The organism is Streptomyces katrae, assembly GCF_000966975.1.
Classification (GTDB): domain Bacteria; phylum Actinomycetota; class Actinomycetes; order Streptomycetales; family Streptomycetaceae; genus Streptomyces; species Streptomyces katrae.
This window is the reverse complement of record NZ_JZWV01000058.1, coordinates 1-16,816: the sequence shown is the minus strand read 5'-3', so window position 1 is coordinate 16,816 and position 16,816 is coordinate 1. Positions and strand designations below refer to the sequence as shown.

The window sequence follows — 16,816 nt, the reverse complement described above, 5'->3', positions numbered from 1 at the left end:
GCGGGGGCGAGGGCGGCCGGGTCCACGTCGTGGGTCTGGCCCTCCAGCGTGCGGTGGACGGCGGTGGGCAGCAGATCGGCGAGGGCCCGGGCGCCGGCCTGGAGCCAGGTGTCGCTCGCACCGCCGCCGATGGCCAGGACGGGGATGTCCACGGCGGCCCAGCGGTCCGCCGGCAGGGGGCGGCCCTCCATGGTGTCGCCGACCACGCGGGCGTCGTAGGCGAGGGTGTGGGCCACGGCCACGAAGTGGTCCCACAGCGGGGCCTCACGCATGGCCTCGACGTGCTGGGCCGGGACCTGGACGGCGGTGGTGAGCATGTAGGCGACGGCTTCCGCGCGGCGGCCCTCGGCCAGGAGGGCGTCCAGCCGCCCGATGTAGTCGGCGGGGACCGGCGGCCGGCTGTCCTCGACGACGAACGGCGGCTCGTACAGCGCCAGTTCCGCGATCGGCAGGCCCCGGGCGGCCGCCTCCAGGGCGAGTACGGCGCCGGAGGACATGCCCATCACCCGGACGGGTCCCTCCAGTTCCGCCATGACGGCGGCCAGGTCCTCGACCTCGCGCGCCACGTCGTACGGGGCGGTGTCACCGCTGTCGCCGCGCCCGCGGCGGTCGTAGCGGACGACGGTGTACTGCTCGCCGAGGAGGTCGGCGAGCCTGATCCAGCTCGGGTGGTCGCGCACCTGGAACGCGCCGCCGACGAGCACCAGGGCGGGGCCCCGGCCCGTGCGGTCGTAGGCGATGACGGTCCCGTCGCGGGACACGGCCTTCTGCATGGAACGGACCTCCTGTGGTCGGAAAAGCGGTGGGCGGGCGTCACACGTCCAGCGGGTTCGCCGCGATGCGCTCGGCGGCGCCGCCCGCGACGTACGCGGCTGCCGCGCAGCTGGGCTTGCGGGCGGCCTGGTCCTCGACGAGCGCCAGGAAGGAGGGGCCGAAGCCGAGACGGGGGTGGGCCGCCAGGAGGGCGGTGCGGAAGGCGGGGTCGAAGTCGGGGACGCGCAGGCCCGATACGTCGGCGCTCGTGCCCACCTGGAGGAGGTGGCTCTCGACGTCCTCGGCGGCGGTGACGTCCTCGCGCATGTGCAGCACGATCACCTCCTCCGCCCGGGCCCGGCGGGCCGGCTCCCAGCCCAGACCGGCCGTGAAGACCCGGGCCACGTGGCCGCCGGCCTCCTCGAACGGCAGGGTGTGGCTGTCGAACGGCGCGGTGAGGCCCAGGTCGTGGAGCAGGGAGCTGACGTAGAGCAGCTCGGCGTCATAGGCGAGACCGTGCTGCCGGGCGTACTCGGCGCCAAAGGCGTAGGAGCGGACGGAGTGGTTGAGCAGGGCGGCGTCCGCGTACTCCGAGGCGATCTCGAAGGCGCGGCGGGCCGAGTCGGAGTCAGGCTGGTGAAGGGTCCACGTCATGCACGCACCTTAAAGGGGCGGGGTGAAGTCCACGTCGGACGGGCCCGGTTGGCCCGGCCACCACAACCGGGCAGGTGCGGGCGGGTTTTCGGCGAGTACGGTGCCGTGCGAGACCACGTACCGGGGACGGACCTGGCGGCGGATCGCCTCCCCGGGGGTGGGCGCCGGGAGCAGGACGAACGAGGCGGGCGCTCCCTCGGTCACCCCGTACTCGTCCGCGCCCAGGCCCAGTACGCGGGCGGCGCGCTCGGTCACCATCGAGAAGGCGAGCGGGATCTCGTCGGCCCCGGTGAGCTGGGCGGCGTAGACGCCGACGAGGGCGGTCTGGAGCGGGTTTCCGGTGCCCAGCGCGTTCCAGGGGTCCATCACGTCGTCATGGCCGAGCGCCACGTTGACCCCGGCCGCCAGCATCTCCTTCACCTGGGTGAGTCCCCGCCGCTTGGGATAGGCGTCGAAACGGCCCTGGAGGTTGAGGTTGGCGAAGGGGTTGCAGACCAGGTGGATGCCGGAGCGGGAGAGCAGCCGCTGGAGTTTGTAGGCGTAGGCGCCGTTGTACGAGCCCATGGCCGTCGTGTGGGAGGCCGTGGCCCGCTCGCGCAGCCCCGTGCGCAGCGCGAGGGTGGCCAGCACCTCCACGAAGCGGGACTGTTCGTCGTCGATCTCGTCGCAGTGGGCGTCGAGACGCAGACCGTGCTCCTCGGCCAGGGCGAACGCGGTCCGCAGCGAGGCGATCCCGTCCTCGCGGGTGTCCTCGAAGTGCGGGATGGCGCCGACCACGTCCGCGCCGCGCGCCACGGCCTCGCGCAGCAGGGCCTCGCCGTCGGGGAAGGAGACGATCCCCTCCTGGGGGAAGGCCGTGATCTGGAGGGTCATCACCTCCCGGACCCGGTCGCGGACCTCCAGCAGGGCGTCGAGGGCGGTCAGGGAAGGGTCGGTGACGTCGCAGTGCGTGCGGACGTGCAGGACGCCCTGGGCCGCCTGCCAGCGCAGCACCTCGGTGGCCCGGCTGATCACGTCCTCACGGGTGAGGGTCCGCTTGCGCTCGCTCCAGCAGGCGATGCCCTCCCAGAGGGTGCCGGAGGCGTTCGGGCGCGGCTGTCCGGCGGTCAGGGCGGTGTCCAGGTGGATGTGGGGCTCCACGAAGGGGGCGCTGAGCAGCCCGCCGTGGGCCTCGATGAGCACACCCGTCGCGGGCGGCTCCTTCTGGTCGTCGTACGGGAGGACGCGCGCGATGCGTCCGTCCTCGGCGACCTCCACGTCGTGGAGGCCGTCCTCGTGCAGCAGCCGGGCGCCCCGGACGATCATCCGCATGGCGTCAGGCTAGGCCGGTCAGGGTCCTCGTTTCACGTGAAACACGGACCGTGACCGGGTGCGGCGGTTCAGCCGCGCTTGGCCTGGGCCTTCTGGTGCATGCCGCGCGTCTTCGCGTTGAGGGACTGGGCGTCTCTGCCCGCGGCCTTGGCGCGTGCCTCGGCCGCCGTGTTCTTCGCCATCGCCTGCTCGGAGTCCTGATGGCTGTGGTGACCGGTACGAGCCTTCTTGGCCATGATCAACACCTTCTCGGGAAGCGTTCGGCGTACGCACTCCACGATGCGCTCATTCGGAGCAGTCGGCATCCCGGCGGCCCGTCGGGCAAGAATGGGGGGCATGACCAGCAGCGACAGCGATCTGATCCCCGGCGGGACCCCCGCTTCCGAGATGCCCGACTGGGAGAAGCGGTTCCGAGCCCCGCGCGTGGGCCTCCCCGAATGGGCCGAGGACGCCCCGGACCGCTCGCTCTTCGTCTCGAACGCCACCGGGACCTACGAGCTCTACGCCTGGGACCGCGCCACCGGCACCCAGCGCCAGGCGACCGACCGCCCCAACGGCACCACCGACGGCACCCTCTCCCCCGACGGGGAGTGGATCTGGTGGTTCTCCGACACCGACGGCGACGAGTTCGGCACCTGGGTCCGCCAGCCCTTCGCGGGCGGCCCCGACGAACCCGCCACGCCGGGTCTGGAGCCCTCCTATCCCGCCGGGCTGGCCATCGGCCGCGACGGGACGGCCGTCGTCGGTCGCTCCACCGACGAGGACGGCTCCACGATCCACGTCGTCCGCCCCGACGGCAGCGCCCCGGCCGTCATCTACCGGCACCGCGAGTCGGCCGGCGTCGGCGACCTCTCCCGCGACGGCACCCTGGTCGCGATCGAGCACACCGAGCACGGCGACGCGATGCACTCGGCGCTGCGCGTCGTCACCCTCGACGGGACCACCGTCGCCGAACTGGACGACTCGCACGGCGGCACCGAGGAACTGGGCCTGGAGGTGCTGGGCTTCGCCCCGGTCGCGGGCGACACCCGGCTGCTGGTCGGCCACCAGCGGCGCGGCCGCTGGGAGCCGATGGTGTGGGACGTGTCCACCGGCGCCCAGGAGGACCTCGCGATCGACCTCCCGGGCGACGTGAGCGCCGAGTGGTACCCGGACGGGACGGCGCTGCTCGTCGTGCACAGCTTCGAGGCGCGCGACGAGCTGTGGCGCTACGACCTGGCCGCACGGGACCTCGTACGGGTGGACACTCCCCCGGGGTCGGTGTCGGGGGCCACCGCCCGCCCGGACGGCACGGTGGAGTACCAGTGGTCCTCGGCCGCCCAGCCGGCCTCGGTGCGGTCCACCGCGGGCGGGGTGGTGCTGGACCCGCCGGGGTTCCGGGCGCCGGGCTCGGTTCCGGTGGAGGACGTGTGGGTGGAGGGCCCGGGCGGGCGGATCCACGCGCTGGCGCAGCGGCCCGAGGGCCACGGCAAGGGCCCCTTCCCGACGGTCTTCGAGATCCACGGCGGCCCGACCTGGCACGACTCCGACTCCTTCGCGGCGACGCCCGCGGCCTGGCTGGACCACGGCTTCGCGGTGGTCCGGGTCAACTACCGCGGCTCGACCGGCTACGGCCGCGAGTGGACGGACGCCCTCAAGCACCGGGTCGGCCTGATCGAGCTGGAGGACATCTCGGCGGTCCGCGAGTGGGCCGTCTCCTCGGGCCTGGCGGACCCGGCGCGGATGGTGCTGTCCGGCGGCTCCTGGGGCGGCTACCTGACCCTGCTGGGCATCGGGATGCGGCCCGACGACTGGGCGGTGGGGCTGGCCGCCGTACCGGTGGCGGACTACGTGACGGCGTACCACGACGAGATGGAGGCGCTGAAGTCCCTGGACCGCACCCTCTTCGGCGGCACGCCGGAGGAGGTCCCGGACCGTTTCGAGGCCTCCTCGCCGCTGACGTACGTGGACGCGGTGAAGGCCCCGGTGCACATCGCGGCGGGTGTGAACGATCCGCGCTGCCCGATCCGGCAGATCGACAACTACGTCGACCGGCTCGCGGCGCGCGGCGCGGTGCACGAGGTGTACCGCTACGACGCGGGGCACGGCTCGCTGGTGGTGGAGGAGCGGATCAAGCAGGTCCGGATGGAGCTGGAGTTCGCCCTGAAGCACCTGCCGCAGGGTCTGCCCCGCTGACCCGGCACCGGGCTTCCGGTGCACCCCCCGTACCGTTGGTGGGGTGCACCGGTTTCTCCTGACCCCGCGCTGGTGGGGGATCAACGTCTTCGTCGCGCTCGCCATCCCGTTCTGCCTGTTCATGGGGACCTGGCAGCTCGGCCGGTTCGAGGACCGCGTCGGCAGCCACCGGGAGGCGAGCGCGGAGCGGCCCTCCGAGGAGGCGGCCGCACCGCTGGACTCGCTGCTGCCGGTGGACACCAGGACCTCCGGACGGCTGGCCTCCACGGCCGGCGAATACGGGCGGCAGCTGCTGGTCCCCGAGCGGGACCTCGACGGCAAGCGCGGTTTCTACGTCCTGACCCTGCTGCGCACCGACTCCGGCAAGACCGTCCCGGTGGTCCGGGGCTGGATGCCGGGCACGGCGGACACGGCGAAGGCTCCGGCCCCGCCGGCCGGGCGGGTCGAGGTGACGGGGGCCCTGCAGGCCTCGGAGAACTCCGGCACCAAGGGCGTGCACGCGCAGGGCGGGCTGCCGCCGGGCCAGCTCGGGGTGATCGGGGCGGCCACGCTGGTCAACCTGGTGCAGGACCCGCTCTACGACGCCTGGCTGACGGTGCAGACCCCGGCGGACGGGATGGTCCCCGTCCCGGCGAAGGCGCCGAGCAACACCGGGCTCGATCTGAAGGCCTTCCAGAACCTCGGCTACACCGGTGAGTGGTTCGTCTTCGTCGCCTTCGTGCTGTTCATGTGGTGGCGGCTCTACCGGCGCGAGGTGGAGACCCTGCGAGACGCCGAGGCGGGGCTGCTGCCCGCCGGTGGCCGCGCGGCGGATGCGCCCGCCGCCACGGCGACGGCCTCCGCGGGGGCGGCTTCCGCGCCGGAGGCGGCTTCCGCGGACACGGCCTGAGTGAAGGCGGCCGCCACGAGCACGGCCTCGGCGAGTACGCCCTCCGCTACGGCGACGGCTGCGGGATGAGACCCGTCCGGTAGACCGTGCCTCCGCAGGCCTGCGGGATGGTGGTCTGGGTGACGGGTGCGCCCGGCGCGGTGGCCGGGGTGTGGGAGACCGCCACTCCGGCCGGGTCCGGGTCGGCCGGCCGCTGCACTCCGCCGGCCGTGTCGCCGGCCCCTGCCGGGGCGCCCGCGGCTCCGCCGGCCGAGGTGTTCGCCGGACCGCCGTCGGACTGACCCGCCGGCCGCTGCCGCACCGAATCCTGCTGCTGGGGCGTGGCCGTGGGGCCGGGGGTGGCCGCCGGGCAGGACTGTGACGAGGGCACCCAGGCGAAGAGCACCTCGTACGTCTGCTTCGGCTGGAGCACCAGCACCGGCGCCTCCGCCGACGGGTCGGGCAGTCCGCTCGCCGGGTCCCCCGCCGTGTGGCCGGTGACCGTCACCCCGCGGGGCTGTGCGGGCGGCGGGCCCTGCGGCACGGAGGCGGCCGTCACGGTGTCGGGGCCGGTGACCACGCAGCCCCGGGCGGAGACGTTGGTGACCTTGAAGCTTCCGTAGACCTTGCCGTCGGCCTCGGGGGCGCGGGCGCTGCCCGCCACTCCGAGCTGGTCGCCGGTGCATCCGGGGGCTGCGGCGGCCGCCCCGGCCGGGGGCTGCGGCCCGTTCCCCAGGGCGGCCGTGGGGGCTCCGCTGCCGGAGGGGCCGGCCGATACGCCGCCGGACGGGGAACCGCCGGGCTGCGGTGAGGGCCGGTCGCCCGCGCCGCCGGCCGTCTGCCCCTTGCCCGGGGGCCTCGCCGGCTGCGGCCGCGTCCCGCCGGCGGGGCCGTCGTGGTGCGGGTCGCCGGGGACGGCGCCCTGTGCCTCGCCGTGGCCCGCCATCGCCGAGTGCCCGGCGGCGGTGCCGCCCTCGTCCTCGTCGCCCAGGTGCATGGCCGCGGGGATCCCGGTGCCCGCCAGGAGCACCGCCACGGCCGCCCCGACCAGGGTCTGCCGTTTGCGGGCCCGGCGGGCGGGCACCGCGTGGCGCAGCCGTTCCAGTGCCCCTTCGGAGGGTTCCAGGCCCTGTACGGCCCCGGCGAACAGGCTGCGCAGCACCTGCTCGTCGGCGATGGCCGGAGCGGCGGGCCCCGGCGGGTTCTTGTGGTCGTCCCTCATGACTGCGCAGCCTCCATCGCCACCCTCAGCGCGGCAATGCCCCGCGATCCGTACGCCTTGACCGAGCCGAGCGATATCCCGAGCGTCTCGGCGACCTGGGCTTCCGTCATGTCCGCGAAGTAGCGCAACACCAGCACCTCGCGCTGGCGGCGCTGCAGTCCGCGCATGGCCTTGATCAGGTCGTCGCGTTCGAGCTGGTCGTACGCCCCCTCCTCCGCGCTGGCCATGTCCGGCATCGGCTTCGACAGCAGCTTGAGGCCGAGGATGCGGCGGCGCAGCGCCGAGCGCGAGAGGTTCACGACGGTCTGGCGGAGGTAGGCCAGGGTCTTGTCGCGGTCGCGTACCCGGTTGCGGGCGGAGTGGACGCGGATGAAGGCCTCCTGGACCACGTCCTCGCAGGAGGCGGTGTCGTCGAGGAGAAGGGCTGCCAGGCCGAGCAGCGAGCGGTAGTGGGCCTGGTAGGTCTCGGTGAGGTGGTCGACGGTGGTTCCGGCGACGACCTGCGGCGCGTCGGCGGCACTGCCCGCGGCGCCCTCGGCGCCGTCCCCGGTGGGCGCCCCGGCGGCGGCCGCGCCGCCGGCCTGCTCGGCGTCCTCCCGCGGAGAGGGCACCCGGCCGCCCGGGGTCGCCCCGACGGGCGGTGCGGCGGCGGGTGCGTCCGCCGGCGGGACGGGCACGATCACAGGAAAGCCGCCGTATGCGCCGGTGCGCCGGCGCGGGGGGAGGATCCCCGAGCGTGCCGGTACGACGGCGAAGTCCAAGAGTGCCTCTGCCACGCCCGTTGGACACGCGTACCCCCGGCAGGGTTGTACGCGCGAGGCAGAGTATTCAGCAATTTCCCCATTGCCTTCATGCGTACCTGCTCTTCCCGATTGCCCCATTTATCCAGGCGGCAGTCGGGCCATCACCTTGATCAAGGGATCTCGACCGATCCTACAAAGCGGATTACGCGGATTCACCCGCGATCAGTTCCGAGATCTGAGCGGCATTCAGCGCGGCGCCCTTGCGCAGATTGTCCGCGCACACGAAGAACTCCAGGGCCCGGGCGTCGTCGAGCGAGCCCCTCAGCCGGCCCACCCAGGCCGGATCCGTACCGGCCGCGTCCGCGGGCGTCGGCCACTCCCCCGCCGCCGGATCGTCCACGAGGACCACCCCGGGGGCGGCCTCCAGGATCTCCCGGGCGTGTGCCGCGGCCACCTCGCGCTCGAACCGGGCCCGCACGGTCAGGGAATGCCCGGTCACCACGGGCACCTGCACGCAGGTCACGGAGACCGGCAGGGCCTCCAGGCCCAGGATCCGCCGGGTCTCCGCCCGTACGGCCAGCTCGTGCGAGGACCAGCCGTCCGCGCGCAGCTCACCGGACCAGGGCACCACGTTCAGCGCGAGCGGGGCCGCGAACGGCCCGGTGTCCTCGCCCACGGCCCGGCGCACGTCACCGGGCTGTTCCCCCAGCGGGGTCCCGGCGACCAGCGACAGCTGCCGGCGCAGCGCCTCCGCACCGGCCCGCCCCGACCTGCTGGCGGCCTGGTACGAGGAGACAGCCAGCTCGGCCAGCCCGTACTCGGCGTGCAGCGCGCCCAGGGCGGCGATCATCGCGGCGGTCACGCAGTCCGGGCCCGCGACGATCCCGCGCGGGCGGCTGCGTACGGCGGCGGCGTTCACCTCGGGCACCACCAGCGGCACCTCGGGGTCCTCCCGGAAGGCGGCGGACTGGTCCACCACCACGGCCCCGCGCGCGGTGGCCACGGGGGCCCAGCGCGCCGAGACCTCGGCCGGGGTCAGGAAGAGCACGACGTCGCCCGCCCCGAGGCCCTCGAAGGCGTCCTCAGTGAGGGCGAGCACCTCGGTCTCCTCACCGCGGACGGCCAGCACGCGGCCGGCCGAGCGCGGGGAGGCGATCAGGCGTATGCCGCCCCAGACGTCCGCCCGCTGGGACAGGATCTGGAGCAGGATCGAACCGACCGCCCCGGTCGCCCCGACCACGGCGAGCGCCGGGGCCGGGGCCGACCGGTGCGGACTCATCGTCCGGTGCCTCCGTAGACGACCGCCTCGTCGCTGTCGGAGTCGAGGCCGAAGGCCGTGTGGACGGCGACGACGGCTGCGTTGACGTCGTCCTGGCGGGTCACCACCGAGATCCGGATCTCCGAGGTGGAGATCAGCTCGATGTTGACGCCCGCGTCGGACAGCGCCTGGAAGAAGGAGGCGGTGACGCCCGGGTTGGTCTTCATGCCCGCGCCGACCAGGGAGATCTTGCCGATCTGGTCGTCGTAGCGCAGGGAGTCGAAGCCGATCTGGCCCTTCGCCTTCTCCAGGGCGTCGATGGCCTTGTGGCCCTCGGTCTTGGGGAGGGTGAAGGAGATGTCCGTCAGGCCCGTGGAGGCCGCCGACACGTTCTGGACGATCATGTCGATGTTGATCTCGGCGTCCGCGATGGCGCGGAAGATAGCCGCGGCCTCGCCCGGCTTGTCCGGGACCCCGACGACGGTGATCTTGGCTTCGGAGACGTCGTGGGCGACTCCGGAGATGATGGCGTGCTCCACCTGCTCGTCCCCTTGCGACTCGGGCTTCTCGTTGCTGACCCAGGTACCCGGCAGTCCGGAGAAGGACGAACGGACGTGGATCGGAATGTTGTAGCGGCGCGCGTACTCGACGCAGCGGTGCAGCAGCACCTTGGAACCGGAGGCCGCCAGCTCCAGCATGTCCTCGGAGGAGATCCAGTCGATCTTCCGGGCCTTCTTCACGACGCGGGGGTCCGCGGTGAAGACGCCGTCGACGTCGGTGTAGATCTCACAGACCTCGGCGTCCAGCGCCGCGGCCAGCGCCACGGCGGTGGTGTCCGAGCCGCCGCGGCCCAGGGTGGTGATGTCCTTGGAGTCCGCGGACACACCCTGGAAGCCGGCGACGATGGCGATGTTGCCCTCGTCCAGCGCGGTGCGGATACGGCCCGGCGTCACATCGATGATGCGCGCTTTGTTGTGGACCGAGTCGGTGATCACGCCTGCCTGGCTGCCGGTGAACGACTGGGCCTCGTGGCCCAGGTTTTTGATCGCCATGGCCAGCAGGGCCATGGAGATCCGCTCTCCGGCGGTCAGCAGCATGTCGAATTCGCGCCCCGCAGGCATCGGAGATACCTGCTCGGCGAGATCGATCAGCTCGTCCGTCGTGTCGCCCATCGCGGAAACCACGACGACCACCTGGTGGCCGTTCTTCTTGGCATCCACGATCCGCTTGGCGACGCGCTTGATGCCCTCGGCATCGGCTACGGAGGAGCCTCCGTACTTCTGCACGACAAGGCCCACGTGCGCTCCTCGCTCGGTCCGTCTCATTGCGGGTGCAGTCTAACGAGCGGCCGGGATCCGACCGCCCCGTACCACATCATGAGATCGGATTATTTGCGGCCGAGACGGCCGAGCTCCTGCTCCATGACCTGGCCGGCCTGCTCCACCAGGTCCTCCTCGGTCAGGTCCTCGTCCGTGTCCAGGCCGTCGAGGGCCGCGAGCGGCTGGTTGAGGCGGACGTGCGAGATCAGCGACTGGAGGGCGCGCAGGGTGGCCGAGGCCGTCGGCCCCCAGTTGGTGAAGTACGAGAACTGCCACCACCACAGGGCCTCGGTGATCCGGCCCGCCTGGTGGTGGATGAGCCCGTGCCGCAGGTCGGCGACCACATCGGCCAGGTCGTCGGAGATCCGGTGCGCGACCGGGGCCTTGCGCGGCTCGTACGGGTCGAAGACCTCGGAGTAGACGTCGACCGGCTCCAGCATCACGGCGAACCGCTCGCGCAGGTCGTCCACGTCCGGTTCCGGGCCCAGGTCGGGCTCGTAGCGCTCCTCGGGCAGGACGTCCTGGTACGCGCCCAGCCGGCCGCCCGCCAGCAGCAGCTGGGACACCTCCAGGAGGAGGAAGGGAACGGCGCTGTCCGGGTCCTCGCCCTTGGCCACCTCGGTGACCGCGACGATGAAGGACTCGATCTGGTCCGCGATCGAGGCGGCGAAGTCGCCCGGATCCTGTCCCAGGGCGTGCAGCGTTGCGTCAGACATCAAGAAGTCGCCTTCCTTCAAAGGCCCGCCCGAGCGTGACCTCGTCCGCGTACTCCAGGTCTCCCCCGACGGGGAGCCCGCTGGCCAGGCGGGTGACCTTCAGGCCCATGGGCTTGATCATCCGGGCGAGGTAGGTGGCGGTCGCCTCGCCCTCCAGGTTCGGGTCGGTCGCGAGGATCAGCTCGGTGACCGTCCCGTCCGCGAGGCGCGCCAGCAGCTCGCGGATGCGCAGGTCGTCGGGGCCGACGCCCTCGATCGGGCTGATCGCGCCGCCCAGGACGTGGTACTTGCCCCGGAACTCGCGGGTCCGCTCGATCGCGACGACGTCCTTCGGCTCCTCCACCACGCAGATCACCGTGGCGTCGCGGCGCGGGTCGCGGCAGATGCCGCACCGCTCCTCCTGCGCCACGTTCCCGCAGACCGCGCAGAACCGGACCTTCTCCTTGACCTCCAGCAGCGCGTGCGCGAGGCGGCGGACGTCGGTGGGTTCGGCCTGCAGCACGTGGAAGGCGATCCGCTGCGCGCTCTTGGGCCCGACGCCGGGCAGCCTGCCCAGCTCGTCGATCAGGTCCTGGACCACGCCTTCGTACAACGGACTGCCTTCTTTCGGTTCTGGTGTTGTGTTCTACAGGGAACGGGGCGGAGAGGGGAAGGGCCGGCTAGAAGGGGAGGCCGGGGATGCCGCTGCCGGCGCCGCCCAGGCCCTGGGCCAGCGGGCCCAGCTTCTGCTGCTGGAGCGCCTGCGCGTTCTCGTTGGCCGCCTGGACCGCCGCGACGACCAGGTCGGCGAGGGTCTCGGTGTCCTCCGGGTCCACGGCCTTCGGGTCGATGACCAGGGCCCGCAGTTCACCGGAACCGGTGACGGTGGCCTTCACCAGGCCGCCGCCGGCCTGCCCCTCGACCTCGGTCCGGGCCAGCTCCTCCTGGGCCGTCGCGAGGTCGCGCTGCATCTTCTGGGCCTGCTGGAGGAGCTGCTGCATGTTGGGCTGGCCGCCACCGGGAATCACGGGTACTCACTCCATCTGCACATCGGCCTGGCTGCGGCCGTCGGGAACGCTCGGTCAATCCGAGCCTACGTGCTCCCCGCGCACCGCGCCCTACGCCGGGAGGACCAACTCTTTCGGGTGAGAGACGGGGCGTGCGCGTCCCTGATGGAGACCTCCTTGCGGGCGGAAAACCGGGGATTCGTCGCCCATCGCGTGTCATTCGAAGGTAGGAAGAGCATGCGCACCATTGCGCACACGCGCACCACGACACGTCAGTGCAGGCAGAGGGAGTGCCCGGGTGAGTCAGCCGGAGATGCAGCCCGAGGGGCCACCCCGGGATCCCGCAGAGGACGGCGACCTGACCGGCCGGCCGTTCCCCCTCGGCGACTGGGGCGAGCCCGCCGAGCGGCTCGACGAGCTCTACCGCCGGGTGGAGGCCGACGCCCTGCGCACTGCCGAGTGGTACCTGTCGGACCGGGCCTGGAAGCGGCGGGGCGCGCGGACCCTGCGGGCGGGCGCGGCCCTGGGCGCCGTCACGGGTGCCGCGATGCCGCTGCTGGAGCTGACCGGCTCGGCCCCGGGGGTGGCCCCGTACGGCTACCTCTCGCTGCTGCTGGCGGCGGCCTGCCTGGCCTGCGACCGGTTCTTCGGGCTGACGTCGGGGTGGATGCGGGACGTGGCCACGGCGCAGGCGGTGCAGCGGCGGCTCCAGACGCTCCAGTTCGACTGGGCCTCCGAGAACGTCCGCGAGGTGCTGGGGCCGACGGAGGGCACGGCGAGCGAGGCCGCCGAGCGCTGTCTGACGGTGCTCCGGCGGTTCTCCGAGGACGTCACGGAGCTGGTGCGCTCCGAGACGGCCGACTGGATGGTGGAGTTCCGGGCGGGTCCGACGCCGTTGGCCATGCAGTCCCTGGCCGTCGCCCCGGCCCGCCCCGACCCGGGGGTCCCCCCGGCCCGCTTCCCCCTCCCGCCGGGCACCCGCCCGAACATGCCCCGGCAGCGGCCCCCGGAGCAGCCGCGCTGAGGGGGCCGGGTCCGGTCAGCTGAAGATGATCATGGAGCCTTGGCCCAGGCTCCTCGTCGCCGCCGCGTGCAGGCCCAGCCACACGTGCCGCTCCCGCGCGAACGGGCTCGCGTCGTACGGGATCGGCCCCGCAGGTTCCTCCAGCGCCGTCGGGCCGCCCGGCGGCGCCGGCGGGGCGGGGGGATTCATCGGGTCTATCCCGATCGCGGGGGCCACGAAGGCCAGCTCCCGCAGCAGCCCCTGCGCCGACCCCAGCGGCCCGCCCCCGGCCAGCAGCTCCTCGTTGGCCAGCGGGGCGGGAAAGTCCACCGGAACGTAGGCCCCGGCGTGGTCGTAGTGCCACACCAGGTGCGACTGCTGCGCCGTGGACTCGAACATCTCCAGCAGCTGCTCGTAGTCCCCGCCCAGCTCGTCCACCGGCGTCACCGGCAGCCCGCAGATCTGCAGCAGGTACGCCCGCCGCAGGAAGTGCAGGGCGTCGTAGTCGAAACCGGCCACCGGAGCCACGTCCCCGCTCAGGCCCGGCATGTAGGCGAACACGGGCACCGACGGCAGACCCGCCTCGCCCAGCGCCTTGTCGTACGCGGCGATCTCCTCCGCGAAGGGGTTGTCGGGGCTGTGGCACAGCACGTCGACAAGGGGGACCAGCCACAGGTCACAGGCCACGCGGGCTCCGATCAGTCGTTGCCGCCGATCCGGCCAGCGTAATGCGCCGGACACGCTCCGCGAAGGGGTGCGCAGAACCCGGTGCGACGGGCTGACGGCGGGGCCGCGCCTCAGAGGGTGGCGGCCCAGTCCAGCCCGTGCTGGTTGTACGCGCGCACGATGCGCCGCACCTCCTCGGCGTCGGCCAGCGTCACCGCGTCGACCAGCTCGCCGTGCTTGTCCCACAGGGCGGTGGCCGGCTCGGGGGCCTCCTGCAGGTAGGGCACGGAGAAGACCCAGCACTGCACGCGGATCCGGTGCAGGAACTCGGTGATGTACGTGTTGCCGGCCAGCCCGCTGAGCTCCCGCCAGAACCGCAGGTCGTAGCCGATCAGCACTTCGAGCGAACCGCTGCGCGCGGCCCGCCGCGCCTCCTCGGCGCGGCGGCGCACCGACACGAGCCGCTCGGCCGAACCGGGAGCGGTCCCGCATTCGACGAGCCGACGGAAGATCCCGTCGAGTATCAGCATCCGGGCCTCGATCATGCCCCGGTAGTCGTCCACCGTGTAGGCGCGGACCCGGAACCCCCGGTGCTGCACCGATTCCAGCAGCCCCTGCGCGGCGAGGTCGACCAATGCCTCGCGGACCGGGGTCGCGGAGACCTCGTACTGCTCGGCGATCTGCTTGACCGTGAACTCGGAGCCCGGGCGCAGACGGCCCGCGAGCACCTCGTCACGCAGCGCGTCCGCGATCTGCTGTCGCAGGGTGTTGCGGGTGACACCTCCGCCGCTGCCTGACATAGGGGTCCGTCTCCTCGGTAGAACTTCGGACACCTTAGGCCAGGCAGCGCGGCCGAAACCGATCGGTTCTCCGCCGCTATGCGGATATACCGACCGATATCCGGATGATCAGACCGCCGCCGTGGTGTGGCGGTCGGCGACGGTGAGGGCCTCGTCCAGGAGGGCCAGCCCCTCCTTGGCCTCGGCGTCCGTGACGTTGCACGGGGGGACGACGTGCGTCCGGTTCATGTTCACGAACGGCCACAGTCCGGACGCCTTGCAGGCCGCCGCGAACTCGGCCATGGGCGCGTTGTCGGCGCCGGCCGCGTTGTACGGGACGAGCGGCTCGCGCGTCTCCTTGTCCCGTACGAGCTCCACCGCCCAGAAGGTGCCGAGCCCGCGGACCTCCCCGACGGACGGGTGCCGCGCGGCGATCTCGGCGAGGCCGGGGCCGATGATCTCGGTGCCGATCCGGGCGGCGTTCTCCACGATGCCCTCCTCCGCCATCGCGTTGATCGTGGCGACGGCGGCGGCGCAGGCCAGCGGGTGACCGGAGTACGTCAGTCCGCCCGGGTAGGGGCGGGTGGCGAAGGTCTCGGCGATGGCACCGGAGATGGCGACGCCGCCGAGCGGCACGTATCCGCTGTTCACGCCCTTGGCGAAGGTGATCAGGTCCGGGGTGACGTCCCAGTGCTCGGCGGCGAACCACTTGCCGGTGCGGCCGAAGCCGGACATGACCTCGTCGAGGATGAAGACGATGCCGTAGCGGTCGCAGAGCTCGCGCACGCCGGCCAGGTAGCCGGGCGGCGGGGTCATGATCCCGGCGGTGCCGGGCACCGACTCCAGGATGACCGCGGCGACGGACTGCGGCCCTTCGAAGGCGAGCGTGTCGGCGAGGTGCGCGAGGGCGCGCTCGCACTCCTCGGCCTCGGTGGTGGCGTGGAAGGGCGAGCGGTAGAGGAACGGGCCCCAGAAGTGCACGACACCGGCGGAGGCGGTGTCCGAGGGCCAGCGGCGCGGGTCGCCGGTCAGGTTGATCGCGGCGGCGGTGGCGCCGTGGTACGAGCGGTAGGCGGACAGCACCTTCTGGCGGCCGGTGTGCAGCCGGGCCATGCGGACGGCGTTCTCCACGGCCTCGGCGCCGCCGTTGGTGAAGAAGATCTTGTCGAGGTCGCCGGGGGTCCGCTCGGCGATGAGGCGTGCGGCCTCGGAGCGGACGTCGACGGCGAAACCGGGCGCCAGGGTGCAGAGCCTGGCGGCCTGCTCCTGGATCGCCGCGACCACCTTGGGGTGCTGGTGGCCGATGTTGGTGTTGACCAGCTGCGAGGAGAAGTCGAGGAAGCGGTTCCCGTCGTAGTCCCAGAAGTACGAGCCCTCGGCCCCGGCGACGGCGAGGGGGTCGATCAGGGCCTGGGCGGACCACGAGTGGAAGACATGGGCGCGGTCGGCGGCCTTGACGGTCGCGCCGGTGACATGAGGGGTCATGGCGTCACGCTAGAAGTGCGCAGGTGGGAAGGGATATCGGCGGACTGTATGGGGGTGGGGGGCCGCCCTCGGCAGTCTGTCTGCCCGCCGGGCGGGGGGCCGTGCGGCACCCTCCCCCTCCCCCGCTCCCCCGGCCGGGGCTACGCTCGTACGCTCGCCCAGACCGGCACCCCAGGGGGAAGGGACCTAACCGGCGATGGAACAGCTGCATCCGTCCGACCCGCACCACATCGGCCCGTACCGACTCCTGTCGCGGCTCGGCGCCGGAGGCATGGGCCAGGTCTACCTGGCCCGCTCCGACCGCGGCCGCACCGTCGCGGTCAAGCTGGTCCACCCGGGCCTCGCCGCCCGCGAGGAGTTCCGCTCCCGGTTCCGCCACGAGGTCGCCGCCGCCCGGCGCGTCGGAGGCACCTGGACCGCACCCGTCCTGGACGCCGACACCGAGGCGCACATCCCCTGGTTCGCCACCGGGTACGTCGCCGGGCCGAGCCTGCGCCAGGCCGTGGCCCACGACTTCGGCCCCCTGCCCGGGCGCACGGTACGGATCCTGGGCGCCGGCCTCGCGCACGCCCTCCAGGACATCCACCGCGCCGGGCTCATCCACCGCGACCTGAAGCCCTCCAACGTCCTGCTGACCCTCGACGGCCCCCGCGTCATCGACTTCGGCATCGCCCGCCCGCTGGAGGACCACACCGGCGGGATGACCCGCACCGGGGAACTCGTCGGCTCGCCCGGGTTCATGGCCCCGGAACAGGTGCGCGGCGAAACGGTCACCTCGGCCTGCGACGTGTTCTGCCTCGGCGCCGTCCTGGCGTACGCGGCCACCGGACGGCTGCCCTTCGGCGACGCGGAGCGGTCCGGCGGGGCGGCGGGGCTGC

18 protein-coding genes are annotated in these 16,816 nt (G+C 73.0%); 4 read left to right on the top strand and 14 right to left on the bottom strand.

From position 1 onward, the window contains the following. The 4 genes from VR44_RS03235 to VR44_RS44765 form a co-directional block, all read right to left on the bottom strand. The coding region (locus VR44_RS03235; protein WP_045945817.1) for an alpha/beta fold hydrolase at positions 1-773 on the bottom strand (773 nt) is incomplete at its 3' end. A gap of 40 nt (positions 774-813) precedes the next feature. Next, positions 814-1,407 (bottom strand): HD domain-containing protein, encoded by a 594-nt coding sequence (locus VR44_RS03230; RefSeq protein ID WP_045945816.1) that lies wholly within the window; start codon positions 1,405-1,407, stop codon positions 814-816. 9 nt (positions 1,408-1,416) lie between these two features. Beyond that, positions 1,417-2,718, bottom strand: a complete 1,302-nt coding sequence (gene codA / locus VR44_RS03225; RefSeq protein ID WP_245691593.1) for a cytosine deaminase — start codon at positions 2,716-2,718, stop codon at positions 1,417-1,419. Between the two features lie 68 nt (positions 2,719-2,786). Then, on the bottom strand, positions 2,787-2,954 hold the full coding sequence (locus tag VR44_RS44765) for a hypothetical protein (protein WP_157880210.1): 168 nt from the start codon (positions 2,952-2,954) through the stop codon (positions 2,787-2,789). Between the two features lie 100 nt (positions 2,955-3,054). Here VR44_RS44765 and VR44_RS03220 point away from each other — a divergent pair, with 100 nt between their 5' ends. Beyond that, the gene (locus VR44_RS03220) at positions 3,055-4,893 is read left to right on the top strand and encodes a S9 family peptidase (RefSeq protein ID WP_045945815.1); all 1,839 of its coding nucleotides are present in this window, start codon (positions 3,055-3,057) and stop codon (positions 4,891-4,893) included. Between the two features lie 43 nt (positions 4,894-4,936). After that, positions 4,937-5,782 (top strand): SURF1 family protein, encoded by an 846-nt coding sequence (locus VR44_RS03215; RefSeq protein ID WP_045945814.1) that lies wholly within the window; start codon positions 4,937-4,939, stop codon positions 5,780-5,782. Between the two features lie 46 nt (positions 5,783-5,828). On the opposite strand, the gene VR44_RS03210 is transcribed toward VR44_RS03215, so the two are convergent. The 7 genes from VR44_RS03210 to VR44_RS03180 all read right to left on the bottom strand — a co-directional run bounded on the left by VR44_RS03210 (position 5,829) and on the right by VR44_RS03180 (position 12,026). Further along, positions 5,829-6,983, bottom strand: a complete 1,155-nt coding sequence (locus VR44_RS03210) for a hypothetical protein (protein WP_045945813.1) — start codon at positions 6,981-6,983, stop codon at positions 5,829-5,831. After that, a complete protein-coding gene (locus VR44_RS03205) occupies positions 6,980-7,759 on the bottom strand; it encodes a SigE family RNA polymerase sigma factor (protein WP_094191405.1) in 780 nt (259 codons plus the stop codon). The genes VR44_RS03210 and VR44_RS03205 overlap by 4 nt, the downstream gene beginning before the upstream one ends. A gap of 169 nt (positions 7,760-7,928) precedes the next feature. Next, on the bottom strand, positions 7,929-9,005 hold the full coding sequence (locus VR44_RS03200; protein WP_045945812.1) for an aspartate-semialdehyde dehydrogenase: 1,077 nt from the start codon (positions 9,003-9,005) through the stop codon (positions 7,929-7,931). Then, complete coding sequence (locus VR44_RS03195) at positions 9,002-10,282, bottom strand: aspartate kinase (protein WP_045945811.1); 1,281 nt, start codon at positions 10,280-10,282, stop codon at positions 9,002-9,004. The genes VR44_RS03200 and VR44_RS03195 overlap by 4 nt, the downstream gene beginning before the upstream one ends. A gap of 89 nt (positions 10,283-10,371) precedes the next feature. Continuing rightward, on the bottom strand, positions 10,372-11,019 hold the full coding sequence (locus tag VR44_RS03190) for a DUF5063 domain-containing protein (RefSeq protein WP_045945810.1): 648 nt from the start codon (positions 11,017-11,019) through the stop codon (positions 10,372-10,374). Further along, the gene (gene recR, locus VR44_RS03185; protein ID WP_045945809.1) at positions 11,012-11,611 is read right to left on the bottom strand and encodes a recombination mediator RecR; all 600 of its coding nucleotides are present in this window, start codon (positions 11,609-11,611) and stop codon (positions 11,012-11,014) included. Before recR ends, VR44_RS03190 begins: the two co-directional genes overlap by 8 nt. A 67-nt stretch (positions 11,612-11,678) precedes the next feature. After that, entirely contained in the window at positions 11,679-12,026 is a 348-nt protein-coding gene (locus tag VR44_RS03180; RefSeq protein WP_045945808.1) for a YbaB/EbfC family nucleoid-associated protein, read from the bottom strand. Positions 12,027-12,303: 277 nt separating this feature from the next. Between VR44_RS03180 and VR44_RS03175 the strand changes: the two genes are divergently transcribed. Then, positions 12,304-13,029 carry an SLATT domain-containing protein gene (locus VR44_RS03175; RefSeq protein ID WP_211275009.1) on the top strand — a complete coding sequence of 242 codons (726 nt, stop codon included), beginning with the start codon at positions 12,304-12,306 and terminating at the stop codon, positions 13,027-13,029. A 15-nt stretch (positions 13,030-13,044) separates the two neighbouring features. Here VR44_RS03175 and VR44_RS03170 read toward each other — a convergent pair whose 3' ends face one another. The 3 genes from VR44_RS03170 to VR44_RS03160 form a co-directional block, all read right to left on the bottom strand. Then, on the bottom strand, positions 13,045-13,695 hold the full coding sequence (locus VR44_RS03170; protein WP_045945806.1) for a hypothetical protein: 651 nt from the start codon (positions 13,693-13,695) through the stop codon (positions 13,045-13,047). A 110-nt stretch (positions 13,696-13,805) separates the two neighbouring features. Beyond that, positions 13,806-14,474 (bottom strand): GntR family transcriptional regulator, encoded by a 669-nt coding sequence (locus VR44_RS03165; RefSeq protein WP_045945805.1) that lies wholly within the window; start codon positions 14,472-14,474, stop codon positions 13,806-13,808. A gap of 108 nt (positions 14,475-14,582) precedes the next feature. Continuing rightward, positions 14,583-15,938, bottom strand: a complete 1,356-nt coding sequence (locus VR44_RS03160) for an aspartate aminotransferase family protein (RefSeq protein ID WP_045945804.1) — start codon at positions 15,936-15,938, stop codon at positions 14,583-14,585. 196 nt (positions 15,939-16,134) lie between these two features. Here VR44_RS03160 and VR44_RS03155 point away from each other — a divergent pair. After that, a partial coding sequence (locus tag VR44_RS03155) for a serine/threonine-protein kinase (protein WP_045945803.1) occupies positions 16,135-16,816 on the top strand: 682 nt, incomplete at its 3' end.